The organism is Caballeronia eucalypticola (genome assembly GCF_047608185.1).
Lineage (GTDB): Bacteria > Pseudomonadota > Gammaproteobacteria > Burkholderiales > Burkholderiaceae > Caballeronia.
Map to the genome: position 1 here is coordinate 37,074 of NZ_JBLKRU010000019.1, position 23,214 is coordinate 60,287.

At 60.0% G+C, this 23,214-nt stretch carries 24 protein-coding genes; 22 read left to right on the forward strand and 2 right to left on the reverse strand.

Annotated features, from left to right (window positions below; genetic code table 11):
- The first annotated feature begins 11 nt into the window (after positions 1-11).
- From ACMX25_RS21670 to ACMX25_RS21685, 4 genes are all read left to right on the forward strand, one after another.
- The gene (locus ACMX25_RS21670; protein ID WP_414952126.1) at positions 12-1,097 is read left to right on the forward strand and encodes a phosphotransferase; all 1,086 of its coding nucleotides are present in this window, start codon (positions 12-14) and stop codon (positions 1,095-1,097) included.
- Complete coding sequence (locus tag ACMX25_RS21675; protein WP_414952127.1) at positions 1,094-2,443, forward strand: aspartate aminotransferase family protein; 1,350 nt, start codon at positions 1,094-1,096, stop codon at positions 2,441-2,443. Before ACMX25_RS21670 ends, ACMX25_RS21675 begins: the two co-directional genes overlap by 4 nt.
- Before the next feature lie 311 nt (positions 2,444-2,754).
- A complete protein-coding gene (locus ACMX25_RS21680; protein WP_414952128.1) occupies positions 2,755-2,943 on the forward strand; it encodes a hypothetical protein in 189 nt (62 codons plus the stop codon).
- Positions 2,933-3,817, forward strand: a complete 885-nt coding sequence (locus ACMX25_RS21685; RefSeq protein ID WP_414952129.1) for an HTH-type transcriptional regulator ArgP — start codon at positions 2,933-2,935, stop codon at positions 3,815-3,817. Before ACMX25_RS21680 ends, ACMX25_RS21685 begins: the two co-directional genes overlap by 11 nt.
- 410 nt (positions 3,818-4,227) lie before the next feature.
- On the opposite strand, the gene ACMX25_RS21690 is transcribed toward ACMX25_RS21685, so the two are convergent.
- Both ACMX25_RS21690 and ACMX25_RS21695 read right to left on the reverse strand, forming a co-directional pair.
- A complete protein-coding gene (locus tag ACMX25_RS21690) occupies positions 4,228-5,502 on the reverse strand; it encodes an SLC5/6 family protein (RefSeq protein WP_414952130.1) in 1,275 nt (424 codons plus the stop codon).
- Complete coding sequence (locus ACMX25_RS21695) at positions 5,495-6,439, reverse strand: fatty acid desaturase family protein (RefSeq protein WP_414952131.1); 945 nt, start codon at positions 6,437-6,439, stop codon at positions 5,495-5,497. Before ACMX25_RS21695 ends, ACMX25_RS21690 begins: the two co-directional genes overlap by 8 nt.
- A 199-nt stretch (positions 6,440-6,638) precedes the next feature.
- Here ACMX25_RS21695 and ACMX25_RS21700 point away from each other — a divergent pair, with 199 nt between their 5' ends.
- The 18 genes from ACMX25_RS21700 (at position 6,639) to ACMX25_RS21785 (ending at position 23,183) form a co-directional block, all read left to right on the forward strand.
- Positions 6,639-7,037 carry an ACT domain-containing protein gene (locus ACMX25_RS21700; RefSeq protein WP_414952132.1) on the forward strand — a complete coding sequence of 133 codons (399 nt, stop codon included), beginning with the start codon at positions 6,639-6,641 and terminating at the stop codon, positions 7,035-7,037.
- A 254-nt stretch (positions 7,038-7,291) separates the two neighbouring features.
- On the forward strand, positions 7,292-7,828 hold the full coding sequence (locus ACMX25_RS21705; RefSeq protein ID WP_414952133.1) for a hypothetical protein: 537 nt from the start codon (positions 7,292-7,294) through the stop codon (positions 7,826-7,828).
- A gap of 125 nt (positions 7,829-7,953) precedes the next feature.
- Positions 7,954-8,187: a helix-turn-helix transcriptional regulator gene (locus ACMX25_RS21710; RefSeq protein ID WP_414952134.1), complete on the forward strand. Its 234-nt coding sequence runs from the start codon at positions 7,954-7,956 to the stop codon at positions 8,185-8,187.
- Positions 8,180-8,464 (forward strand): hypothetical protein, encoded by a 285-nt coding sequence (locus ACMX25_RS21715; RefSeq protein ID WP_414952135.1) that lies wholly within the window; start codon positions 8,180-8,182, stop codon positions 8,462-8,464. The genes ACMX25_RS21710 and ACMX25_RS21715 overlap by 8 nt, the downstream gene beginning before the upstream one ends.
- Before the next feature lie 333 nt (positions 8,465-8,797).
- Entirely contained in the window at positions 8,798-9,373 is a 576-nt protein-coding gene (locus ACMX25_RS21720) for a hypothetical protein (RefSeq protein ID WP_414952136.1), read from the forward strand.
- Positions 9,373-10,026, forward strand: a complete 654-nt coding sequence (locus tag ACMX25_RS21725; RefSeq protein ID WP_414952137.1) for a lytic transglycosylase domain-containing protein — start codon at positions 9,373-9,375, stop codon at positions 10,024-10,026. Before ACMX25_RS21720 ends, ACMX25_RS21725 begins: the two co-directional genes overlap by 1 nt.
- Positions 10,027-10,076: 50 nt before the next feature.
- The gene (locus ACMX25_RS21730; protein WP_414952138.1) at positions 10,077-10,418 is read left to right on the forward strand and encodes a TrbC/VirB2 family protein; all 342 of its coding nucleotides are present in this window, start codon (positions 10,077-10,079) and stop codon (positions 10,416-10,418) included.
- A 40-nt stretch (positions 10,419-10,458) separates the two neighbouring features.
- Complete coding sequence (locus tag ACMX25_RS21735; RefSeq protein ID WP_414952139.1) at positions 10,459-10,779, forward strand: VirB3 family type IV secretion system protein; 321 nt, start codon at positions 10,459-10,461, stop codon at positions 10,777-10,779.
- 1 nt (position 10,780) lies between these two features.
- Positions 10,781-13,219, forward strand: a complete 2,439-nt coding sequence (locus ACMX25_RS21740; protein WP_414952140.1) for a VirB4 family type IV secretion/conjugal transfer ATPase — start codon at positions 10,781-10,783, stop codon at positions 13,217-13,219.
- Positions 13,216-14,376 (forward strand): TrbL/VirB6 family protein, encoded by a 1,161-nt coding sequence (locus ACMX25_RS21745; protein ID WP_414952141.1) that lies wholly within the window; start codon positions 13,216-13,218, stop codon positions 14,374-14,376. Before ACMX25_RS21740 ends, ACMX25_RS21745 begins: the two co-directional genes overlap by 4 nt.
- 16 nt (positions 14,377-14,392) lie before the next feature.
- Positions 14,393-15,088: a P-type DNA transfer protein VirB5 gene (virB5, locus tag ACMX25_RS21750; RefSeq protein ID WP_414952142.1), complete on the forward strand. Its 696-nt coding sequence runs from the start codon at positions 14,393-14,395 to the stop codon at positions 15,086-15,088.
- Positions 15,089-15,286: 198 nt separating this feature from the next.
- Positions 15,287-15,991 (forward strand): VirB8 family type IV secretion system protein, encoded by a 705-nt coding sequence (locus ACMX25_RS21755; RefSeq protein WP_414952143.1) that lies wholly within the window; start codon positions 15,287-15,289, stop codon positions 15,989-15,991.
- Positions 15,988-16,818, forward strand: a complete 831-nt coding sequence (locus tag ACMX25_RS21760) for a TrbG/VirB9 family P-type conjugative transfer protein (protein WP_414952144.1) — start codon at positions 15,988-15,990, stop codon at positions 16,816-16,818. The genes ACMX25_RS21755 and ACMX25_RS21760 overlap by 4 nt, the downstream gene beginning before the upstream one ends.
- Positions 16,811-18,076, forward strand: a complete 1,266-nt coding sequence (virB10, locus tag ACMX25_RS21765) for a type IV secretion system protein VirB10 (RefSeq protein WP_414952145.1) — start codon at positions 16,811-16,813, stop codon at positions 18,074-18,076. The genes ACMX25_RS21760 and virB10 overlap by 8 nt, the downstream gene beginning before the upstream one ends.
- Positions 18,073-19,191 carry a P-type DNA transfer ATPase VirB11 gene (virB11, locus tag ACMX25_RS21770; RefSeq protein WP_414952146.1) on the forward strand — a complete coding sequence of 373 codons (1,119 nt, stop codon included), beginning with the start codon at positions 18,073-18,075 and terminating at the stop codon, positions 19,189-19,191. The genes virB10 and virB11 overlap by 4 nt, the downstream gene beginning before the upstream one ends.
- Positions 19,192-19,198: 7 nt before the next feature.
- Complete coding sequence (locus ACMX25_RS21775; protein ID WP_414952147.1) at positions 19,199-19,597, forward strand: hypothetical protein; 399 nt, start codon at positions 19,199-19,201, stop codon at positions 19,595-19,597.
- The gene (locus tag ACMX25_RS21780) at positions 19,594-21,330 is read left to right on the forward strand and encodes a type IV secretory system conjugative DNA transfer family protein (RefSeq protein WP_414952148.1); all 1,737 of its coding nucleotides are present in this window, start codon (positions 19,594-19,596) and stop codon (positions 21,328-21,330) included. The genes ACMX25_RS21775 and ACMX25_RS21780 overlap by 4 nt, the downstream gene beginning before the upstream one ends.
- Entirely contained in the window at positions 21,327-23,183 is a 1,857-nt protein-coding gene (locus ACMX25_RS21785; protein ID WP_414952149.1) for a PriCT-2 domain-containing protein, read from the forward strand. The genes ACMX25_RS21780 and ACMX25_RS21785 overlap by 4 nt, the downstream gene beginning before the upstream one ends.
- Positions 23,184-23,214: the final 31 nt, after the last annotated feature.

Consider the following 23,214-nt stretch of genomic DNA (forward strand, 5'->3'; position numbering starts at 1 on the left):
AGATAAACATCATGAGCGCGGCTCTAATTGAGCATCGTCATCCAAACGACGACGAACTGTTCGGAACACGATTTAAGCGACTATCAGATGGAGATGCGTCCAGGCTCGTGAGCGAGGCGTATGGAATCGAGGGAACAGCAAGTGCGCTGACGAGTGAACGCGACCAGAACTTTCGAATTGAGGACGGTTTTGGTCGTGCGTATGTGTTGAAGGTCACCCATCCATCCGAGGATCCACAGGTGACCGAGTTCCATACCAAGGCACAGATGCACTTGATGGAGCGCAATCCAGAGTTGCCGATACCGCATCTTCTACCCACTGCAAATGGGGCGCCGGTTCACTGGCACGAGGATGCGAAAGGTTGTCGTCGTGCTGTGCGCTTGATTTCGTTCTTGGAAGGTGTGCCGATGCACCGAGTCGCTCATTCATCGGTCCTCCGCGCGTCGTTAGGCGCAGTTCTCGCACGTTTCGACGTCGCGATGTTGGGATTTGATCACCGGGCGTCAGAGCATAACTTGTTATGGGATTCCCGACATGCCGACCGGCTGTGCTCGCTGCTTCCAATGATTGAATCGGTCGAAGACCGGAGGCTTGCCGAACATTTCATGCAACGTTTTATTGAAAATACTGAACCTGCACTACATACGCTGCGCAGCCAGGTTATTCACAACGACATGAATCCCTACAACATCCTGGTTGATGAGACGCAGCACGACGCGATAACTGCCGTGCTGGATTTGGGTGATATGGTAAAGGCGCCACTTGTGAACGACCTTGCTGTCGCGTGTTCGTATCAGCTCGACGACAGCAAGGTCCCGATTTCTACAGCGATCGATTGCGTCGTTGGCTATCACAAGGTCAATCCATTACTGCCCGAGGAAATAGCTTTGTTACCTGAATTAATTGCCGCCCGCCTGCTTGTTACGGTGGCGATTACGGGCTGGCGAGCGAATCGTTATCCGGAAAATCGAGGTTATATTTTGCGGAATAACTCCTCGGCATGGAATGGGCTTCGAAATCTCGCCTCGGCCAACGACGAAGCCATGACGGAATTTTTTCTCAAGGCGTGCGACAGTGCTAGAAAGGAAGTCACATGAAGCCAGACAAAGCAATGCTAAACGCGTTCGACCCAGCTTCAACGATCGGATTGGGTTTGGCCGATAAAGCCCTTTTAAGTCGGCGCGCGGCCGTTCTCGGGCCGGCATACCGCTTGTTCTATGAAGAGCCACTCCATATCGTTCGCGGTCAGGGTGTTTGGCTGTTCGACGCTCAAGACAATGCGTATCTTGACGCCTATAACAACGTCGCGTCGGTTGGACACTGTCATCCCAAGGTTGTGGAAGCTATTGCCCGGCAGGCTGCAACGCTAAATACGCATACGCGCTACCTTCATGATGCCATTCTCAGATATGCGGAGCAGTTGCTGGCGACGTTTCCTAGCGCGCTATCGAATGTCATGTTCACATGTACTGGCAGCGAAGCAAACGACTTGGCGCTTCGGATAGCGCGATATCACGCAGAAGGATCAGGCGTGATAGTAACGCAATTAGCCTATCATGGAGTTACATCGGCAGTTGCGGCGGTGTCTTCGTCTTTGGGCGAGTCTATACCGCTCGGTAAGGATATCCGTACGGTGCCCGCACCTGACACCTATCGTTGCGATCCCGAATCCGTTAGCGGGAAATTTGCCGATGATGTCAAGGCCGCAATAGCCGATCTGAAAAGGCACGGTATAAAGCCGGCTGCGCTGCTTGTAGATACGCTCTTTAGCAGTGACGGCGTCTTTTCGGATCCTCCTGGATTTCTACGTGCAGCTGTTGACGCTATCCGCGCCGAAGGCGGGTTGTTTATCGCTGATGAAGTTCAGGCTGGCTTTGGACGTACGGGATCGAAATTTTGGGGATTTCAGCGGCACGGGCTTGTACCGGATATTGTCACTATGGGCAAGCCGATGGGCAACGGTCACCCAATTGCGGGGGTAGTGGTCAAGCCAGACGTCGTACGCGACTTCGGAGTGGCCGGTCGATACTTTAATACATTCGGCGGGAACCCAGTATCGTGCGCTGCCGCCTTGGCAACGCTAGAAGTGATTCAGGAGGAAGGGTTACAGGAAAACGCCGCGGCAATCGGCTCTTATATCCGCGAACGTATTAAATCGTTAGCTGCCCGGCACGAACTGGTTGGCGACGTCCGGGGAGATGGCCTCTTTGTCGGCGTCGAGCTCGTAACGAACCGTGAGTCTGGAGCACCCGCCAAGACGGAGACGATAGCTGTCGTGAACGAGTTGCGACGTCGGCGAGTGCTCATCGGTGCAACTGGAACGCGGGGTAATGTTCTCAAGATTCGGCCGCTCCTACCGTTCAATCGTTCGAATGCGGATCAACTTGTCGATACACTTGATGAAGCTCTGGGCGTTGTATCGGCGACTCAAAACAGCGTGTAAGGGCATGTCGGCCGTTCAGTCTATTCGGACCCTGAACGTGGTCTGTCACCCTTATCACGGCAAAGGTACAGAAGTACAGCTCACGCACGCCGATTTTGTCCTCTCGACCCTGCTTGAGACTTCCGGCATGAGCGATCCTGAATGGCTAAAAATGCGGTGGGTGCAGCACAGCCCCCCGACGCTAACCATACCGTTGCGAAGGTTCGGTTGATCATAGAACTCGATGCGGAGACGTTACGTGATTTTCGCTTCTCCTTAATGCTTTTAATTTTGTCCGAGTGGAGCGCCAATCCCGAGTATGCGCAGACGTCATGGGAGTTTTAGCATATGTCGTGTTCGTTGAGACCGACGAGGCTGACTTTAATTTTTCCCTTGCGAGGGCAGGCTCAATACCTCTTAAGCTCGAAGAACAAGTTCTAGAGATTCTGCGTTATGGCGCGGTCGAGGTCGAGATCGAGGACGAGGGTGTCTTTTCAATGAAAGCACTATATGATTTTTGATAGGTACCAACTCGAAACATTTGCCGTGGTCATCGAGACTCGACATTTCGGTCGAGCGGCCGACATTTTGAACGTCACTCGAGGTGCGGTGTCGCAGCGAATCATCGCACTGGAAGGAGCGTTTGGCACGCCGTTACTTGTTCGTGATGGCATTACGCCTACGCCGGCCGGGGAAACTTTACTCCAGCATATTCAGGCTCTTAAGCTTCTTGAGGCAGACACTCTCCAGCGAATCAAGCCAGACAGGAAAGGTAGGGCGAAGATTGCGATCGCTGTCAATGCGGATTCGTTGGCGTCCTGGTTCGAGCCTGTGGCGTGTGCTATCGCGAAGGAGGATTTCGCGCTCGAATTACTCGTGGATGACCAAGACTACACTCTTTCGGTATTGACGCGCGGTGAAGCGATGGGGTGCGTTTCGACGGAGAACAATGCACCAACAGGTTTCGTAGCAAACCCCATCGGTGCCATGGAGTATGAATGTGTTACGGTTCCTGCATTCGCTGATGCGTACTTTGCCAACGGGCTTACTCTTCACAATATCTTGGCCGCGCCCGCTGTGCTTTTCAATCGGAAGGACCGCTTGCATGCAGTGTTTCTCGAACGCTTGCTCGGCTTTCCCGTACGCGGCTATGCGACCCACTTTTTTCCATCGCCAGTCGCGTTGCTGATGGCAATTCGGGCCGGGGTCGGATACGGTCTGGTACCGTCCATACAGGCTGGCCCACTGATCAATGCCGGCGACCTGATCTCCTTGGCACCCGATCAAAGAATTTCGGTGAGCCTCTACTGGCATCACTGGGAGAAGGCGCCGACAAATGCACAAGCTATCAGCGAACTGGTAATGCGTCATGCGCGTGAGGCTTTGACTCAGTAATCGTCTGTCGGACTTGGCGACGAACGCCCAAGCGCTAAGCGGTCGGCTTGACCCTTTTTGAATCCTTCACAAGCGTTGCCTGGTACACCGCTAGAGTAGTGTCCGAAGACATCCAAGACAGGCGTCGGCGCCGTAGCGAGTAAAGCGATATCTAAGATCTGGGCGAGATGGGGAGAGGCCTGAGGTACGCCTCCCTTCGCTCTTTGCTAATAGAGTGTGCGACGTTTAACCTGCCGCGAGCATGCACTACTTCGTATCTTTTAGGGCAAGAGAATCAGTCGAAGTGAGGAGCATAGCGGTGCGAAAAAAATATTGAAAAAGGCGGCATGGATTTTCCATACCACCCGCGTTTGTCCGCATTGCACGGCGTCCTGGATCGCCCGCTTATGTTCATCAAGGGAAGGTTCGGCTCAACGAGGACCGGGTAGCTGATTCGGCTTGCTTGAGGCAAACGCAGCCCACATCTGAGGCGCGAGCATAACCGCGAGACAGAGTGGAGGCGACACAAACAGCGGAGTCGCTTCAGGCATCGCCACAACGCCCGTCCAGCGTATCAAGTAGCAAGTCACTGCGATACCGCATCCGGTGGCGATCGAAGCATTCGCGGCCTTGTCGGACACGCGTACGCGCAGTAGTCCGAGTCCCAGCAGCGGGCCGACGGCGGCGAGGTACACCATATTGAGGTCGACCATCATATCGACAAGACTTTGACCACGAATGGAGACGAGGGAGGCAAGGACGATCAGCAGGCTGCGCGACCACAACGGTTTTGTGATGATGCGTGGGCCAAGAGTGGCAGTAGCATCAGACATCGCCCGCAAAATTGAACAGCCGGAACCCAAGGCAGTTGTGAGCAGGATGACGGTGACGAGATCGCGGGGCGCGCTCATTGAGTAAAGCGAAAAGCTATGCATAAGGACGATCGGAACGGTTTGCACCGGGTCGGCTACCCCGTCCAGATGCCAGATCGGGACGGCGGCAATCACGGCCGAAGCCGGAAGAAATCCGACTGCAAATAGGATTATTGCCGCAAGCAGGCCGCCGGTGCGAGCCGTCGCCGGCGTGCGGGCTGTAACTATGAATTGCTGGTAGTCGGTGCCGCATATGACCATCGCCACGACGGACACCACGACATATCCGGTATGGGCAGGAGGAAGAAGCCGAACAGCATCGATAAATCGAGCGGGGGCGTGTAACCATGCGACGAGTCCACCCGTTTCGACCAGTGAGTGAACGAGCACGACATTGCACGCGAGCATGCAGAACGCAAATCCCGCGGAAAGCCATGAAAGCCGCATAAGGGACAGGCCGACTAGGAGCAGGTCAGTTAGCAGGAGTGCGGATGCTGGAGGTACGCTCGTCAAGGCAAGTAGCGATGACGCTCCGCGAATCTGCGCAGCGAGCACCCCGGTCATCCAGACGAGCGATAAAAGCGCTACGTGGTTGCTGACTGAGGGACCATAGAGCTGAGCAAACCAATTCCAGATGGATTGTCCGGCCGCCCAAAGCAAAGGCGCACAAAATGCGAGCACCGTCAGACCTACTGCGGTTGCTATCGCATACAGGCAGCTCGCCATACCTTGACGCACGGCCAATTCGCCGGTACCCAAAAGAAAGCCGATGCCGCAACTGGTTGAGACAAGCAGGCTCGCAACCTGCACGGCGTTCAGGGTGCGCTCAGTCATGGTGTGCTCCCCAGCCGTTCACGCTAGCACGTGATCCCTTCAGGTATGCCTCGCAGACAATGGATTGCTCACTGAAAAAGGTGACCTGTTGAAGGTGGGCATAGGCACGAGGCAAGTGGTAGTAGGGAATGCGCGGAAACAGATGATGCGTAAGGTGATAACCGTTGTGATGCGGATGGATGAGGATCGAAAGAAGGCCGAGATATGGAGTCTCACGTGTATGCCGAAAAATGCCCCCAGACTCCAGTCCGTAGTGGTCGATCATCTCCCGAAAAGTCGTGATGGCATGAAAAACACTGGCCTTCGCAGCTATCCATAACGCGAGGAACAAAATCGCGAAGTGCATGCCGACAAACATGTCGAGCATGGCTTCGTAGGCAACCCACCACAAAGTAATGGCGAGCCATTGTGCGAGTGAGAGTCGCTGGCCGACAAGGTGTCCGAGTAGCGACGCGATCCAATTGGTAGGATCGCAGAGCACGCGAGCATAGGTGCTGAACCAGTGCTGTTGCTCATATTTGATGCGGGGCAGATAGTCGGGATCGCGAACCGGATCGCCGAGCCAGGCATGGTGCCGCGCATGCTGGAGACGATAGAGCGTAAGGTCGCTGAAGAGTGCAGGAGCAAGTAAAATACGGCCTATATAGTCATTGATTTTGCGCCGGGCGCTCAGGTTCTGATGGCTGGCTTCGTGCAAAAAATTGCCTAATGCGCGTTGCCTGTTGCCGATCGCGAAGAGCGCAAGTACGGTCATGCACGCACCGACCCGGTACGTGGCCCATGTGGCAAAAATTATGATCGTCCAATCGAAGAAGATGTCGGCTAGCGCTCGCAAAACGCTAGGAGGACTGATATGCCAGCTGGTGTCGGTCGACGCAACAGCGGCATGCATGGCGGACTGGTCCGCGATAACGGATGACGATGAACGAAAACTCATGGTAGGTCCTCTCAATTAACAGAGTTCCCCCATGGCTTAACGCCCGAATTTGTAGTACCAACGATTCGATAATAGGGTTCCGGTTGCGGTAGAGAGGGGTGGGTTAGTATTTAAAGACGGGGTGTAAATTTTCTAAACGAAGCAGGGTGAGCGTCACTCCGACCGCACGGTCGTCAGTGCGTTTGTAAAGGAGAATTCGTTGAGCGAAAGAGATCTTGTGAAGCTGTGCGGAAGCCTGAATCCCGTCATGGCGCAGCCGGTCTTTGTCTACTGTTCATTCATTGACTTCAGTTTGCCCGCTGGGCTGGTGCCTTTCTGCACCGTTCGAGAGGAGGAAGGCCTGACTGTAGTTGTAGCGCGTTCAGATGCAGAGCGCTTGCGCTTGCCGTATACCTTCGAGTCGCGTTTGATTACGTTGTCGGTCCATTCAAGTCTTGAAGCAGTTGGATTTATCGCAGTGATCAGTCGCACGCTTGCTCAGGCCGGTATCTCCTGCAATGCGATTTCAGGCTATTACCATGATCACATTTTCGTCCCCGTCGACAGAGCCGAAGAAGCGATGAGCCTTCTGAATGAGATTGCAGCGGGATCGAGGTGATAGCCCTCAGCTTCGGGATGGCGACAGGCGCCTTAGCGTTGGATGCGGTTATTTTTTCTGTACTTCGGTCAATATTTGTAGCGCTTACATAATCAATCTTGCCTCAGTGTGGTGCATTTAATAGATTAGAAGAATGCAACCAAGGCGGGGCGGTTCTTGAGGAGAAAGCTATTGGCGCTTCCCGGTAGAGCCGCGCCGTGATCTGTGTCCGTGTCGGTGTTTAATGGTCACGCAGAACTGAAGAGCAGGGAATTATGTGCGAATCGACTAACAACGATCAGGACCCGGCATTTCACGAGAGTGATGCGCAGCACGAGCTTGAAAACTCGCGGCGTCGAGCCGAGGAATCTCATGCTTTGATCGGCCGCCTGACGACTCGTCTCAGAGCGCGTGATCGACGTATCCAGTTGCTGGAACTCGCGATTGCCAGATCGGCAGTCATGCATCATGTGTGGTCTTCACACCTTGAACGCAAGCTGGAGCGGCAGCCTGTGGCCGACACCAACGGTTCGGCCGAAAAACCGGTCGTCGGCCCCGCGTATGAAAGCGGTGTCGTCGTCCATCTTCCCCACTTGACGCGGACCCTTGAGGCTCTGTTCGACGTGATGCGAGAGCATTGGTCGGAGTGGGATCCCGAGCGGCCACCGAAATCGTCCACCGTCGCCCGTGCGATCGACGAGAGGCTGGGACTGAAAGGGCAGGCTAACGGCGAAGCCTCGCGCAGCGCCCAGACCTTCGCCGCCGCACTGAGGCCGGATTCGGTCAATGAGACGGACGGTCGCCATCGCTGAACGCATGCTGAACTCGTTTCCCGACGGGACATTCCGACGACATGACGGAATTGTCCGTCAGTGCCCTCTGCTGATTGAATAGGACCTGTGCAGCAACTCATTCAAGCGCAGTGGCGGAGGTGGGAATGACAGTTCAATTGCGAGGGACCGGCGCGATATTGCGACGCGGCCAGGTCGAACAGGAAGTCGGCCTGAAGCGCTCGACCATCTACCAGCGAATGCAGGAAGGGACGTTCCCGCGTCCGATCCGTCTTGGTGAGCGGGCTGTTGGCTGGCGGGCATCGGATATCGAGCGATTTCTCGAAGACCCCGCTGGTTATCGTGTTCCCTATGTGGAAGACGAGGCGCGCGATGCCTGAGCAGCGTGCGTGGCCTTCGCTCGACGCCCGGCTTGATAACTGGGCCAATGCGGGTCGCGGTTCCTACGATGCGGTTGATGCAGCTTGCATCGAGCGCGCGTGGCAAAGACTGGCCACGCGTGAACGGGATCTGCTGCGCATGGTGTATCTGTGGCGTGCCGGTCGTGAAGTGGTCTGCCGCCGACTCAAGATTCCAAGGCATCCGTGGTGTCGATATGAGTTGGAACTGGCATCGGCCAAGCAGGCGCTAGCGAGTTCGCTGGCGAGGACATCGTGAAGTAGCACGGCTTGGTACTTCGCTGGAAAAAACGGAAGCCGATGTCCCACGGGAGTCACTCGCGTGTCGACAGTATCGCTTCGCTCGTAACCTGACAATCTGTTCCGGACAACGTGCCAATCTACGATTGGCACAACCGAGTACGCGCAAGCGGCCCCGACGTTAAAACGGATGCGTGCATAGAGGATGTATCACGCCGGAACCTGCATACACGGGCTTCCTGTTCTCTCCCGACTGATCCCCCTTGAGCCCGCGGTTAGCCTCCCGGCGCCGCGGGTTCCTTTTTCTCGCTTCCGTTTGCACACGTCGGTGCTGCATGGATGGAAGCCGATCATGAAACAGTTCAAGTTGGTAGTGGCGGTGTGGCGGGTGCAAGCGGTGAGCAGCGTCCTGCGCCGGTGGTCGCTTGCCTTGGCGTTGATCGGCGGCACGTCGATTCTGGCACCGGGCCTGGCCTATGCCGACGAATGGGGCTGCCAGGTGCTCCTCTGTTTGGCAAATCCCGGTGGCCCCGAACAATACAGTGCGTGTGTGCCACCAATAGAGAAGCTCTGGAGCGCGTTGCGCCATGGTGACCCCTTTCCGACCTGTGATTTTGGTGTCGGTGGCTTGCATGGGACGTCAGCGACCGACACCTTCGCCAGCGGCGGCTACTGCCGGGAGGATTTCCTGTATTGGGGCGGTCCCGAGCAAAGCGAACTGCTGTGCCGTGCTACCGGGGCGATCAACGTCGTTATCAACGATCGGCTCTATACCCGTGTCTGGTGGGATGTCAGCGGTCAGGGCCGCACGACCACCGAGTTCTACGGAGCAGGCAGCACGCAGATGCCATATGACCCGTCGCAGTCTGCTGCGCTGTTGCTGCAGAAGACCGAACAGCAGCACGACGTCGGCGGCGGAGGCCAGTGATGTTCCCGTTCGACTTCGTCACGCTCGCGCAGCAGTGCGCGCGCCAAGTTTCACCGGTCACGATGGCGGCTATCGTCCGGACTGAGTCCGGCTTCAACCCGTATGCGATCGGCGTCGTGCGCGGCCGACTGGCGCGTCAGCCAGCCAGCTTGGACGAGGCGGTGGCTACGGTGCATGCACTCGCCGCCGGTGGCTGGAATTTCAGCGTGGGATTTGCCCAGGTGAATCGCGGGAACTGGCATACATACAGGCTGAACGAGCGGAGTGCATTCGATCCGTGCCGCAACCTGGCCGCGGGGGCTGCGATCCTGCAGGGCTGCTTCGAACTGGCGCGGCATGCGCGAACCGATACGCCGAGTGATTCGCAGTCGGTCCTCTTCGCGAGCTTGTCCTGCTATGCCAGTGGAAATTTCTCCACGGGCTATCGCACCGGTTACGTGCAGCGCGTGGTTGATAGCGCAGGCACGGTGGCGCGATCATCGACGGCTGTCGTGGTGCCGCCAATTACCCCAATTCCCGTCGTCCCGGTCGACTCCGGAATGTCTACCCGGCCGGCGAGATCTCAACCGGCCAGACATTCGGAATGGGAACCTTCGGAGATCTTACTCAATAGGTACGACGGTGATTTGAACCGCAGTGCCGTGGTCTTCTAGCTCGGCCTTCCAACGCTAGCAGAGTCATCTCAAACGGATAGGAGTTCGTTATGAAATTAGGATTACTTATCAGAAAGTGGCGTCATTTGTCTTCTGCTAAAACGGTTTTTTGCAGCAACCGTGCGGCACGGCGCAGCTTTGCCGCGTGCGCGGTACTGCTGTTCGCTTCTCCTGCCTGGGCACAACTGTCCCAAGTTAACACGCTCCTGAGCACGATCCAGACAACCTTGCTCGGCGTGGGGGGCGTGATCTGCTCGATCTCGATCATCTGGGCGGGCTTTCGGATGATGTTCCAGCATGCCCGGTTCGGCGACATCGCAAACGTGTTTATCGGTGGTGTCTTCGTTGGGTGCGCGACGGTGATCGCCGGCATGTTGATTCCGACGACCTGATCCGGGGCAACGAATCATGAATCCGCTCATGAACCCGCTTATGAACTCACTTAAGGATCCCGTCTTCAAGGGATGTACCCGACCCGCGATGCTCTGGGGCGTACCGCTCGTACCATTCCTCATGGTTGGCGGTGGCATGCTGATCCCGTCTATCTGGACGCTTCTCGCGAGTCCGCCACTCGGTGTCGGGCTGCTGTTTCTGATCATTCCGGTGTTCGTTGCAATGCGCCTCATCACGCGCCGCGACGACCAGCGCCTCGCGCAATACGCACTGCGCCTGCGTTTGGTGGTCCGCCAGCGCAACCGTCGCTTCTGGGGGACTCACGCCTATCTGCCTGTCCGGCTCAAGAGGAGGGCATGACATGCCGGCCAACCTGAAATACGGCGGCGTCGCGACTCGGGAGGTTGCGCTTGCCGACACCATCCCGTACTCGACTCATGTCACGGACCGCATTATCAAGACGCGCGAAGGCGACTATCTGCTGATTTGGAAACTGGCGGGCATCGCGTTCGAAGCCGCTGATCCGGCTGACATCCTTGTGCGTCACGACGGGTTCAATCAACTGGTTCGGGCTCTGCCTGGCGGCCACGTAGCACTCTGGTCGCATCGTCTGCGCCGGCGTGTTTCGGACCACTTCGCCACGCCGTACGGGAATCGCTTCTGCCAGGAACTCGCCACGCGCTATTACGCGAGCTTCGCCGGATACCGGATGATGGCCAACGAGCTCTACCTGACGCTTGTCTATCGGCCCCACCGCACAAAAGTCGGGCGTGTCTTCAGCCGCGCCGCGCGCCGTACGCGCGAGGACATCCGGCGCGACCAGCAGGAAGCGCTCAAGGTGATGGACGAGCTCGCCGCTCAGGTCGAGTCAAGCCTGAAACCCTATGATCCGGTGGCGCTCGGGGTCTATCGCAAGTCGAGCCCGATCACGAAGCGGCTTCGCCGGTTTTCGTCGGCGCTGGAACTGCTCGGTTATCTCGTCAATGGCGTCTGGGAGTCGGAGCCTGTTCCCGCCGGACCGATCTGTGAAGCTTTGCCGACGTCACGCCTCTTTGTTGGCGTCGAAAAGGTCGAGATCCGCATGCCGGCCGCAACGCGTCACGCCGCACTGCTCGATCTGAAGGATTATCCCGAGGAAACCGAGCCCGGCATGCTCAACGGCCTGCTGTATGGTGACTTCGAATATATCGAAACGCAAAGCTTCACGATTCTCGACAAGCCCAGTGCGAAGGAAGCGCTTGAGCGGCAGCGCAACCAGCTTATCGCTGGAGAGGATGTGGCCATCTCCCAGGTCGAGGCGATGGATCAGGCGCTCAACGACCTGATTAACGGCGATTTCGTGCTTGGCGAGTATCACTATTCGCTCGCGGTGCTTGCGGACACGGCCGAGGAGGTGTCGAAGCATGTCGCGAAGGCACGCACGCAATTGGCCGATGCGGGGTTCCAGACTGCACTGATCGACCTCGTGGCCGACGCCGCGTGGTTCGCGCAGTTACCGGGCAACTGGCGCTACCGGCCAAGGGAGGCGAAGCTCACGTCCCGCAATTTCTGTGGTCTCTCCAGCATGCACAATTTCGCGACGGGTAAGCGGGACGGCAATCCATGGGGCGAGGCGATCACGATCGTCAAGACGCCGAGCGGCCAGCCGTTGTATCTCAATTTCCACGTGACGGCGGAGAAACAGGACTCGGCCGACGAGAAGGCTCTTGCCAACACACAGATCATCGGCCAGGCCGGCGCCGGCAAGACGGTGCTTGAGCTGTTCCTGCTCGCCATGGCGATGAAGTTTGGTTTGACCGCCGTGCTGTATGACAAGGACCGGGGTACCGAGATCGCCATCCGGGCGATGGGCGGTATCTATACGGTATTTCGCCGAGGTGAGCCGACCGGACTGAATCCGTTCCAATTGATGCCCGACGCATCGGTGCTCGACTTCTGGGAGCGGCTGGTGCGCAAGCTCGTCGATACGAGCGCGCCACTGTCCGCGAGAGACGAACTCGATATCTCGCGCGCAGTACGGGAAGTCGCCCGCATGGACAAGTCGCTGCGGCGGCTCTCGATGGTGCGGCAACTGCTCCCGAATGTGGGGGAAAACAGCCTGCACGCGCGGCTCGCGAAATGGTGCGCCGGCGGACGGCTTGGCTGGGTGCTCGACAATCCAGCCGATTGCGTGGATCTCACGCGCGCGAACCTCTTTGGTTTTGACGATACCGAACTGCTCGACGATGCAGAAGTGTCGACGCCCGTCACGATGTACCTGCTGCATCTGACGGAAAGCCTGATCGACGGTCGGCGCTTCATCTATGTGATGACGGAGTTCTGGAAGCGGCTCTCCGACCCCGTTTTCACGGATTTCGCGAAGAACAAGCAGAAGACGATCCGCAAGCAAAACGGCTTGGGAATTTTCGACACGCAGTCGCCGGCCGACGTGCTGCACAGCGATATCGCGCGCGCACTGATCGAGCAGAGCGCGACGTTCTTCTTCCTGCCGAACCCGCGGGCAGACTTCGACGACTATGTGCACGGGTTCAAGCTCACCGAGGCCGAGTTCAACACCGTCCGCAATCTTGGCGAGAACAGCCGCATGTTTCTCGTCAAGCAGGGACATCGCTCGGCCATCGGCCGGCTCGATCTCGCGGGGCTGGGCGATGTGCTCGATGTGCTGTCCGGCACGACCGATAACGTGGAGCTGCTCGATACGATCCGCGCGCAGGTAGGGGACGATCCCGACGTGTGGCTGCCAATCTTCCACGCCCAACTCGCGAAGCGCCGGGCGGCGCAGAAGGGAGGTATGCAATGAGCGGCCTCTTTACCGCGATCGGCGGCACGCTCGAGAACGGCATGTCGACCTACGTCACGAGCGTGTCTTCGGCGCTTTCCAGCGCGCTCGTTCCCGTTGTGACCACGGCCGTCACGATCTGGGTCATTGCCTATGGACTGGCCATCGTGCGGGGCGAGGCGCACGAGTCGGTGTCAGCCTTCGCGTGGCGTGGGCTCAAGGTCGCCGCCATTCTCGCGTTTGCACTCGGAAGTGGCGTCTACCAGCAGCAACTGGTGGAGGCGGTGAGCGGCGCCACGTCGGGCCTCGCCCAGACGATCCAGAACGCGGCCAATACGACGGGTGGTGGCAATCCCGGATGCGGTTCGGTCAGCGGCAGCGCCGTCACGGCGACCAACGCCACCAGTATCTACCAGACGCTCGACTGCTATGACCAGCAGATCGATCTTGTGCTGGACGCCTATTCGGAAAAGGCCACGCACGAAGGCTTAAGCCCGAGCGGGATCGCCGCCGCCATTGGCGACATCGTGTGTGGGTTCGTAGCGGCGATTGGCGGTTCGATTTTCCTGATCGTGCTGGCGTTCGAGGTCGTGATGGGCCGCATGCTGCTCGATCTGGTGCTCGGGATCGGTCCGATCTTCATTGCCTGCGCCGCGTTCGCACCCACTGCGCGCTTCTTTGAAGCGTGGACCGCGAAGGTCGCGAACTACGCCCTCCTGCAGGTGCTAGTGGCGGCGTTTCTGGGCATGGCCCTAACGGCTTTTTCCACCGAGCTTGCACCGTTCCAGGTGACGACGTCAGCACCCGGTGCAAACGCATCCTCACTTGTAGCGGCCGGCCAAGCGGCATTGGAAGCGTCGGCAGCGTGGGGCGCGGCACTCGGCATGTTTGCGACCGCGATATTCCTGGCAATGGTCGGCTGGCAATTGCCGTCCGTGGCGTCAGGGCTGTCGGGCGGTGCCACCCTGTCCGGGGTCGGCGCATTCGTGGCGGGTGTTGCGTCGCGCCGCCTCGCGACAGCGCTTGGACAGGCAATGACCCGCGGCGGAAATGGTCCGCGCTCCGGTGGCAAGATTCGCGGCCAGACCGGTTCGGGGGGCGGTGGAGCGGCTTCAGGGAATGGGGCGTTACCCGCCTACCAGCGGGCCGTGCGCGCCAATCTGGGACAGGGCAGTTGAGTATGAGGTGACGAGCATGACAGGACGATTCAAGGTAGCCGGTGCGCCACTCGTGTGGGCAACGCTTTGCTCCGTTGGTCACGCCCAGGGCATCCCGGTATTCGATGCACAGAACGTGATCCAGGCGATCGCGACGGTGGCCCAGCTTGAGCAGCAGGTTCAGCAGGAGGTCCAGATCTACCAGTCCACGGTCGGCACGCGCGGTTTCGGCGCGCTTCTTAACAATCCGGTGGTCGCGAACTCGCTGCCATCGAACTGGCAGAGCGTCTATACGGCGGTGCAGAAAGGAGGTTACGCCGGGCTCACGGGCAGCGCCCAGGCGCTACGTTCGGCGAGCGAGATCTACAACTGCGCGGACCAGACTGGCATCGACCAGCAGGTGTGCCAGCGCGCGCTGAACAAGCCATTCCAGGACAAGGCGTTCGGCATGCAGGCGTACCAGACCGAATTGCAGGAACTGAACCAAATCCAGAGCCTGATGCAGCAGATCGACGTCACGCAGGATCCGAAAGGCGTGGCGGAATTGCAGGCGCGCATCCAGAGCGAAAACACGGCGGTCGGTAACGAGATGACGAAGCTGCAGCTTTTCCGGATGCTGGCCGAGACGGAAGACAGGCTCGTCGCCGAGCAGCAAAGCGAACTGGTGCTGAGCCGGGCGGGGAACACCACTCGGTTGCAGGATCAGATGGTACCGGCCTCGTTCGGGAACTGAGGGAGCGATCATGTGCAAATTTCTGGTTGTATTTCTCGCTATAAATTTCGTTATGCTTACGGATGGATGTTCTTCGGGACCGCCGAAACCCGTCCTGCCGGACGGATCCCATCGGGTGCCCGTCAACAGCGTGCCGCCGGTTCCGACGTCTCTCGTTTGGCCAGCATTGCCTGACGCGCCGGCCGACGGAGGTGGACGATGAGCGCGCCCGACGACTACGGGCACGTCCTCGACATCGAGGCGTCGCTCACGCACCTTCAGGAGCGCTCCGAACGCCGAGCCTGGCATGTCGCTTACGGCGCGGCCGGCGCGGCGGTATTGAGTGTCATGGCACTTGCCGTCATGGTGCCGTTCTATCGGGTTGTGCCGTTACCGATCGAGGTTGATCGGCTGACGGGCGAATCCCAAGTCATCGATGTGCTCGACGCGCGTCACGTCCATACGAAGGAGATCCAAGATAAGCACTGGGTCGAGGCCTATGTGCGTGCCCGCGAGCACTACGACTGGGGCCTGCTGCAAATGGATTACGACAGCGTGCTGGCCATGAGCGATGACGTGGTGGCGCGCGACTACCGTGGCGTCTATAGCGGCCCGGGCGCGCTGGACCGGCAGATCGGGCCTAACACTGAGCGGCGCGTGCGGATTATCTCAACCACGCTGCCGCCCGACGAACCGGGTCGTGCAGTCGTGCACATCGAGCGCACGACGTTCAAGAACGGCCTCGCGAATGCGGAGCCCCCGCAGCGCTTCGTGATCACGCTCGCATACACCTACCGGCCGCCAGTCTTTACTCGCGAAAGTGTTGCGGTTGCGAACCCGTTCGGCTTCAAGGTAACGGCCTATAGCCGCGATTCCGAATACACGCCGCCGGCCTCGTCCACGGCTGTGGGAGGTACACCATGAAACCGCTTTCTCTGATGGTGCTCTGGCTCGTCGGGCTAATGATGGTGAGCCCCGTTGTTCACGCCTATGACCTGCCTGGCTGGTCCGATGATTCGCGCGTCCGACAGATAGTGTATGCACCCGATGCTGTCGTGCGTATCCAGGCGCAGCGTGGCTTTGCCACCCATATTGCGCTCGATCCGCATGAGCAGATCCAGGTCGTGGCGCCCGGCGACCGCGACGGCTGGCAAGTGGTAGCGAACAGGGGTGACCACGACGTGTACCTCAAGCCGCAGCTTGCCGCGCACGACTCGAATCTGGAGATCCGCACCGACAAACGCAGCTACAGCTTCGATCTGTTGGTGCTGCCCCTGAAGGCGAAGTTCGGCACCGGCGACGAGATGTATCGCGTCACGTTCGTGTACCCGGACGAGGTAAAAGCACAGGCGCACGCCGAAACGGATACGGAAATTGTCGCGCAGCGTTTGGGCCAATCGCCCGTGGCGCGTAACACCCGATATTCGATGCAGGTGATGCCGCATTCCGACGACATCGCGCCGACGGCGGCGTGGGACGACGGCCGGTTCACCTATATCCGCATCCCAAACAATCGGCGCATTCCCGCGATCTTCCGGGCGGCCGAAGACGGCACCGAAAGCGTGGTCGACCGGCACATGGAGGACGACACGATCGTGGTCCACGAGGTGGCGAAGTGCTTCGTGCTGCGTCTCGGTGACGAGGTCGTCGGTATCTGGAACGACGCATACGACATGGACGGCGTGCCGCCCCATGACGGTACGACGGTCATGGGTGTGAAGCGTGTCCTGCGGAGTCACGGCGATGAATGACGATACCCGCAACACAATCGAGCCGGATGATTCCAGCGACCGTAGTCAGGCAGGGCACGACCGGGATTCCGCTGGCACGTCCGAGGTGCTCACAGATCGTGGCATGCCGGCTCTCGGACAGTACCGGAGGACGCGCCCGCGGGCCTGGTGGCTGACACCGCTCGTCGTCATCGTCCTGGCGGGCGGTGGTGCGGTCTGGACGATCCATGCGTTCCTTGCCCGTCATGATGCAGAAAACAAAGCCCGTCGGGATGCGATGGCGCAGACGCCTGCACAGGGCCGGGTGTTCAGGGATGGTCCGGTCGCAGCGAGTGCGGCATCCGCATCGCCCGCGGCGAGTGCACCTGTCCCGACGTCAGAACCTGGGCAGGTGCCGGCCGTGGTCCGATCGCCTGCAGCGGTTGCGCATCCAATGTCTGCGCGCAGCTACTACGATGCGCCGCTGCTTGCGACGGGTAGCACGTCCGGAGCGGGCGGCCAAGCGGGGAGCGTCTCGAACGAACCCGGCGCGTTGGCGGCGGAAGGTGTTTCGGATGGTGTCACGGGAGGTGCCTCGTCGGTACCGGCAATCGTCTCGGGCCGCCCGATCAGCACAGCCGGACAGGGTGGACCGGGAACACTCGCCCAGGCGCTGACGCCAACTGCCACGCCGCGAGTCCCGGCGGGCACGCTCGGCAACCGCAGCTTGGTCCTCGCGCAGGGAGCCAAGATTGATTGCGCAGGCGACACCGCTTTTGATTCAACCGAGGCGGGACTGTCCACCTGCACCGTGACGAAGAACGTCTACTCCGACGACGGCCGGGTAGTGCTGATTGAACGGGGCTCGCAGATCAACAGCCAGTACCGGTCGAACCTCTCGCCGGGGCAGAAACGGACCTTTATTCTGGCGGCACGGATCGAGACACCGCATGGCGTGACCGTCGAGATCGATTCGCCGGCAGCCGATGCACTTGGTCGCATGGGGATTGACGGCTATGTGGACAACCACTGGGGCGCGCGTTTCGGGGCTGCAATGCTGCTCGGCGTGACCCAGGACGCCATCGGCTATCTGGCGACGCGCGGCGCCAACAGCAATGGCTCTGTCGTCTACGAGAACACGCAGCGGCAGGGCAACGACATGGCCACGCGGGTGCTCGATAGCACGATCAACATCCCGCCGACGCTGATACAAAATCAGGGCGCCGAATTCACGATCGTTGTGGCGCGGGATCTCGATTTCGGATCGGTCTATGCGCTGCAGCCGGAGGGTGCGCGATGATCGCCAATACTGACATGCGGGATCAGTCCGCCGACGCCGTGATGGCTCGGCTTCCCGACGATGCATCCGTGCGGGAGTTGATGCGGCCGTTTGCGCGATTGCTGGAAGACGCCGACGTGACCGAACTGGTCATCAATCGGCCACATCGCGTGCTGACGGAATCGCATCGCGGCTGGTATGGCTACGACTACACCGATCTCGATTATGAGCGCCTGATGTCGTTCGCAGTGGCCGTCGCGACGCTCACGAACCAGGAAGTCTCGGCGCAACATCCCGTCCTTTCCGCATTGCTACCGGGTGATGCTCGTATCCAGATCGTGGTGCCGCCAGTCGTACCGCCGCGCACGGTATCGGTCACGATCCGTCGGCCGTCCGCACGCGAGAAAACGCTCGACGCGTACCGGGACGAGGGGCTCTTCGACGATACGGTCTGGCATCGCCCGGATGGGCTCGACGCGGCATTGCCCATGCTGCGCCCTGCTGATCGCAAGCGGGTCCACTGTCTGGAAGCGCGCGATTGGGGCGCGTTCTTCGAGCTGGCTGTTACCGGGCGGCTCAATATTGCGATCGTCGGCAACACGGGTTCTGGCAAGACCAGTTTCATGAAGACCCTTTGCCGATCGATCCCGCCGACCGAGCGAATCGTGACGATCGAGGATGTGCGTGAGCTGTTCGTCCGGCATATCGAGAACTGCGTCCACCTTCTGTACAGCAAGGGTGGTCACGGTCAGGCGCGTGTGACGCCGGCCGACTTGATCGCGAGCACGATGCGTATGCGACCCGACCGGGTGCTGCTCGCGGAACTGCGTGGGGCTGAAGCCTACGACTTCCTGAAACTCCTGACAACGGGACACTCGGGCTCGATCACGAGCTATCACGCATCAAGTGCCACGGTCGCGATCGAGCGCTTTGCGTTGATGGCAAAAGAGCACCCCGAAGCTGCGGCGTATAACGATGCGGCGTTGAAACGCCTGCTCTTTCTGACCATTGACGTGGTAGCGCACGTGGAAGCGCATGCCCTCTACAACGAGGAGGGTGAACAGACCGCCAAGCGCTGGAGCATGACGGAAGTCTGGTTCGATCCGGTGGGCAAGGCCCGCACGACATTCGCGTGAGGCCCGTATGGACACGAACCGTCTATTTCCGACTTATCCCGATGCTGCGAATGCCGCAGAGCATCACGCGCGAACGGCCGCAATCACGGTTGCTGTACTGGCGATCGCTATCGGAGGTTTGATAGCGTCGCTGTGGCTCGCGTCCTTCTTCCTGTATGCCAGCCTACGGGTGAATCCACTTCACGCAGGACTGTGGGGCTGGCCCGATGCGTTGCTCGCCTGGCATGACGGTCAGTGGAACGGTGGCCGGCGTCTGGTAGGTGCGGCGCTCTTGGGAACACTCGTCGCGGTGGGTGGCCCTTCGATGGGGCTGTATTCGCTGGTGACGAGTACCGGACGCCGGCGCCTCTACGGCAGTGCCCGCTTTGCCTGCGAATCGGAAATCCGCGCGGCGGGGTTGCTATGAACGCGCAGATGAACATAGACACCCCAGCCATCGTCGTAGGCGTGTGGCGAGGCCGTTATCTGCGCTTCGCCGGGCAGCAGTTCGTGCTGCTCGCCGCGCCTGCGCGCTCGGGCAAGGGCGTTGGTATCGTGATCCCGAACCTGTTGAGCTATCCCGATTCCGTCGTGGTGCTCGACATCAAACGCGAAAACTATGCGTTGACCGCAGGGTTCAGGCGCGCGCATGGCCAAGAGGTGTACCTGTTCGATCCATTCGCCGAGGATGGTCGCACACATCGATACAACCCACTGTCGGCGATCTCGGAGGGGCTCTTCCGTGTGGGGGACATCCTCGCGATCGGTTATGCCCTGTATCCGCCGGGTGGGCACGATGACTTCTGGAAGGACCAGGCGCGCAATCTGTTTCTCGGCATCGTATTGCTGTTGTGCGAATGGCGAGATGCGAGACGGGCAGGCAAAGGGGCATCCATCCCTGACTATCCTGTCACGATGGGCGAGGTGCTGCGGCAGTCGTCCGGTAACGGCATGCCGATCAAGGCGTACCTGCAGCGTGCGCTCGTCCAGCATCGGGATCTGCTGACCGGGCAGTGCGTCGACGCACTGAACCGCTTCCTGTCAAACGACGACAAGGTGCTCGCGAGCATTCTCGCGACATTCCACGCGCCGCTCACGATATGGGCGAACCCGATCGTCGATGCGGCAACGAGCACCAACGACTTCGACCTGCGCGACGTGCGTCGCCGCCGCATGTCGGTCTACATCGGGATCACACCGGACCATCTGTCCGAGGCGGCGATGCTGGTAAATCTCGTGTTCTCGCAGCTCGTCAATCTCAACACGAAGCAATTGCCCGAGGCCGATCCGACGCTCCGGTTCCAGTGTCTGTTGCTGCTTGACGAGATGACGGCGATCGGCAAGATCCACATCATCGCGCGCTCGGTGGCCTACATGGCGGGCTATAACCTGCGGCTGCTGTCCGTCGTTCAGTCGGTGGCGCAACTCGAATCCGTCTACGGCCGGGCCGATGCGCGCACCTTCCTCACGAACCACGCAATGCAGATTCTCTTTGCACCGCGCGAGCAGAAGGATGCGAACGACTATTCCGAGATGCTCGGTACCTTCACCGATCAGTCGCGTAGCGTGAGCCGGTCGAGCGGGATCTTCGGCGGACGAGGCGGATCAAGCGAGAGCGTGTCCGAGCAGCGCCGACCTTTGCTGTTGCCGCAGGAGTTAAAGGAGCTTGGCCGCGACAAGGAAATCATCGTGCTGGAGAACACCAAGCCGATACTCGCCAACCGGATTTGCTACTGGCGCGATCCCGTGTTTGCCTCCCGCGTATCGGCCGCGCCGTCGGTGCCTGCGATGAATCTCACGCGTTTCAGCGCTCAGGCAGAGCGGCGGCTGCGCGAGGTGCAGCCCAACGAGATCGACTCGGATGGTACCGGCTTCATCCATTTGCCGACTGAGTACCTGGAAGTGCTGCAAGCCTGGGATCAGCGCGATCTGCCGCAAAGGCTTTCCGACCTGAGCGAGGACGAGGTTGCGGCTTACGTCGAGCGGCACTTCATGCTCCTTGGCGTGCCGGCGGAGCGCGTGGCGCGCGCGGCGCGTTGGCTGTCCGTGGCAGATCTTGATGTGGCGGAACTCTTGCCGGCTAAATCCGCGCGTGCGAAGCGTGGACGTATGCCAGTTGGCGGACCGAATGTTGTCCCCATCCAGGGAGGCCGGCCATGAGCACGGTCAATGGGGATGAAACCGCGCGCGTGCGAGCTGCATTGTCCGTCATTCCTGCGCATGACTACGGCACGTGGGTCGACATGGCGTTCGCGCTCAAGCACGGCTTCGGTGACGCCGGCTTCGAGATCTGGGACGAGTGGAGCCGCACGGCCGGCAATTACAACGAACGCTCGGCGCGCACCACTTGGCGTTCGGCAAGGGAGTCCGGCGGCAAGACGCTCGCAACGCTCTTCTGGCTCGCGCGCCAGCACGGTTTCGACCTGAAGCGCAGGCACTATCCCGGCCGGATAGCTACGGCGCTCGCGCCGCGCCCTGACGTGCTCGAACGCAGGGTGCGCGACGAAGCCCGGCAGCAGGCCCGGCACGCAGAGGTGGCCCGGGAGGCACAGGAAATTTGGCAATGGGCACGACCCGTAGGTCCAGAACACCCGTATCTCGTTCGCAAGTATCTCGAGCCGACGCGGTCACTGCGCGAGCTGGAGGCGCTCGAACTGCATGTATTGCTGGGTTACGTTCCAGCGAGCGACGAGCAGCCGCTCATGGGACGGGTGCTGCTGGTGCCGTGCTGGATCGGCGAAGCGATCTCGACGCTCGAGCTGATTGACGAACACGGCCGTAAATCATCACTGGCAGGCGGCGCGAAGAGAGGTGGGTACTGGATCGCTGGTCCTACGCTGGCTGATGGCGAACTCAACTCACCGATTCTGATCGGCGAAGGCATGGCGACCGTGCTGTCTGCGCATCGGGCGACGGGCTGGGTGGCGCTCGCCGTCCTGTCGAGTGGAACCTTGCCTCAAGTCGCTGAAATCCTGCGTGAGCGATATCCCGATGCCGATCTGGTTGTCCTTGGGGATCTTGGGCCGGGCGAAGCCAAGGCCCGACAGGCGGCAGAGCAGTCGCAGGCGCGTCCGGCGCTGCCAACCTTCGCTGAGGGCGCACGGATCGACGACAAAGCCCCGACCGACTTCAACGACATGGCGGTGCTGTCGGGCCTGCCGCATGTCGGTGATCGGTTGCGGGAAATCGCCTTTGGCAACGCTGAGTCGGCGGTCGAGGGGCTGGAGTCGACTGCGTTTATGGCAGCCGACGGAATACTGGACGAACCAAAGGAGGAAATGATGAGCCGTGTGAAAGAAACCCTAGTGAACGACACAGAGAGCGGTTCGCGCCGCCGGTCAGCGAAGCGCGGTGCCCCGAAGCAGGCCGATCTGCCAGACTCTCGCGTGCCGACGAGCGCGTCAGCGGAAGCCGAGCAGGCAGTGACTGAGTCTTCCGCATCGCCGCCGGCTGCTAATGCACCTGCAGCTGCGGCAACGCGGCCATTGGCGACGCGCCCGTCCATTGGCGAGCCGCTGTTCGCTCCGGCAGATGTGCCCATCGAAGTCAAGGCGCTGGCCGAGCACCGCTTTGGCACACCGTTGCGCATGGGAACACCGCGCGAGAACGGCGGCCCATATAAAGGCGAGGTGTTCAACACCGAGCACTACCTGATTCAAGAAGTCGCAACGCGCAGCGTCGTCTTCCATCCGAAAGAGCAGATGGAATTTGCGTCGGATCGGCTCCGGTGGATGGATGAGAACGCCCGCATGAACGGATCGGAGTTGCAGATCGGATACGACGGAGACCGGCCGAAAGTCTATCCGTGGGATCGCGCGCGTGACCTGCTGGAGCGCACGGTCGGTTCGCTGAAGAAGTCCGCACGCGAGCTGAATTTCAGTCCGAACCTCGAGGGCACGCTGGATCAGTTGCAGGCGCGGTCATGGGCACGCGTGCGTGAGGCGCGCGCGGCAGCGCTGGAGCAGTCGAAGGAGCGGGCCGCATCGCAGGACCCTCCTGGGCCGGACCGTTGAACCGTCTCATGTGTCGCCGGCCACGGCGAAT

Excerpts from the sequence above, each read along its gene's own strand:
- ACMX25_RS21695 (WP_414952131.1), bottom strand. The coding sequence starts at position 6,439 with ATGAGTTTTCGTTCATCGTCATCCGTTATCGCGGACCAGTCCGCCATG.
- ACMX25_RS21730 (WP_414952138.1), top strand. The coding sequence starts at position 10,077 with ATGAAATTAGGATTACTTATCAGAAAGTGGCGTCATTTGTCTTCTGCT.
- ACMX25_RS21785 (WP_414952149.1), top strand. The coding sequence starts at position 21,327 with ATGAGCACGGTCAATGGGGATGAAACCGCGCGCGTGCGAGCTGCATTG.
- ACMX25_RS21735 (WP_414952139.1), top strand. The coding sequence starts at position 10,459 with ATGAACTCACTTAAGGATCCCGTCTTCAAGGGATGTACCCGACCCGCG.
- virB11 (WP_414952146.1), top strand. The coding sequence starts at position 18,073 with ATGATCGCCAATACTGACATGCGGGATCAGTCCGCCGACGCCGTGATG.
- virB10 (WP_414952145.1), top strand. The coding sequence starts at position 16,811 with ATGAATGACGATACCCGCAACACAATCGAGCCGGATGATTCCAGCGAC.
- virB5 (WP_414952142.1), top strand. The coding sequence starts at position 14,393 with ATGACAGGACGATTCAAGGTAGCCGGTGCGCCACTCGTGTGGGCAACG.
- ACMX25_RS21680 (WP_414952128.1), top strand. The coding sequence starts at position 2,755 with ATGGGAGTTTTAGCATATGTCGTGTTCGTTGAGACCGACGAGGCTGAC.
- ACMX25_RS21675 (WP_414952127.1), top strand. The coding sequence starts at position 1,094 with ATGAAGCCAGACAAAGCAATGCTAAACGCGTTCGACCCAGCTTCAACG.
- ACMX25_RS21670 (WP_414952126.1), top strand. The coding sequence starts at position 12 with ATGAGCGCGGCTCTAATTGAGCATCGTCATCCAAACGACGACGAACTG.
- ACMX25_RS21685 (WP_414952129.1), top strand. The coding sequence starts at position 2,933 with ATGATTTTTGATAGGTACCAACTCGAAACATTTGCCGTGGTCATCGAG.
- ACMX25_RS21755 (WP_414952143.1), top strand. The coding sequence starts at position 15,287 with ATGAGCGCGCCCGACGACTACGGGCACGTCCTCGACATCGAGGCGTCG.
- ACMX25_RS21710 (WP_414952134.1), top strand. The coding sequence starts at position 7,954 with ATGACAGTTCAATTGCGAGGGACCGGCGCGATATTGCGACGCGGCCAG.
- ACMX25_RS21740 (WP_414952140.1), top strand. The coding sequence starts at position 10,781 with ATGCCGGCCAACCTGAAATACGGCGGCGTCGCGACTCGGGAGGTTGCG.
- ACMX25_RS21760 (WP_414952144.1), top strand. The coding sequence starts at position 15,988 with ATGAAACCGCTTTCTCTGATGGTGCTCTGGCTCGTCGGGCTAATGATG.
- ACMX25_RS21745 (WP_414952141.1), top strand. The coding sequence starts at position 13,216 with ATGAGCGGCCTCTTTACCGCGATCGGCGGCACGCTCGAGAACGGCATG.
- ACMX25_RS21715 (WP_414952135.1), top strand. The coding sequence starts at position 8,180 with ATGCCTGAGCAGCGTGCGTGGCCTTCGCTCGACGCCCGGCTTGATAAC.
- ACMX25_RS21775 (WP_414952147.1), top strand. The coding sequence starts at position 19,199 with ATGGACACGAACCGTCTATTTCCGACTTATCCCGATGCTGCGAATGCC.
- ACMX25_RS21780 (WP_414952148.1), top strand. The coding sequence starts at position 19,594 with ATGAACGCGCAGATGAACATAGACACCCCAGCCATCGTCGTAGGCGTG.
- ACMX25_RS21725 (WP_414952137.1), top strand. The coding sequence starts at position 9,373 with ATGTTCCCGTTCGACTTCGTCACGCTCGCGCAGCAGTGCGCGCGCCAA.
- ACMX25_RS21720 (WP_414952136.1), top strand. The coding sequence starts at position 8,798 with ATGAAACAGTTCAAGTTGGTAGTGGCGGTGTGGCGGGTGCAAGCGGTG.
- ACMX25_RS21690 (WP_414952130.1), bottom strand. The coding sequence starts at position 5,502 with ATGACTGAGCGCACCCTGAACGCCGTGCAGGTTGCGAGCCTGCTTGTC.
- ACMX25_RS21705 (WP_414952133.1), top strand. The coding sequence starts at position 7,292 with ATGTGCGAATCGACTAACAACGATCAGGACCCGGCATTTCACGAGAGT.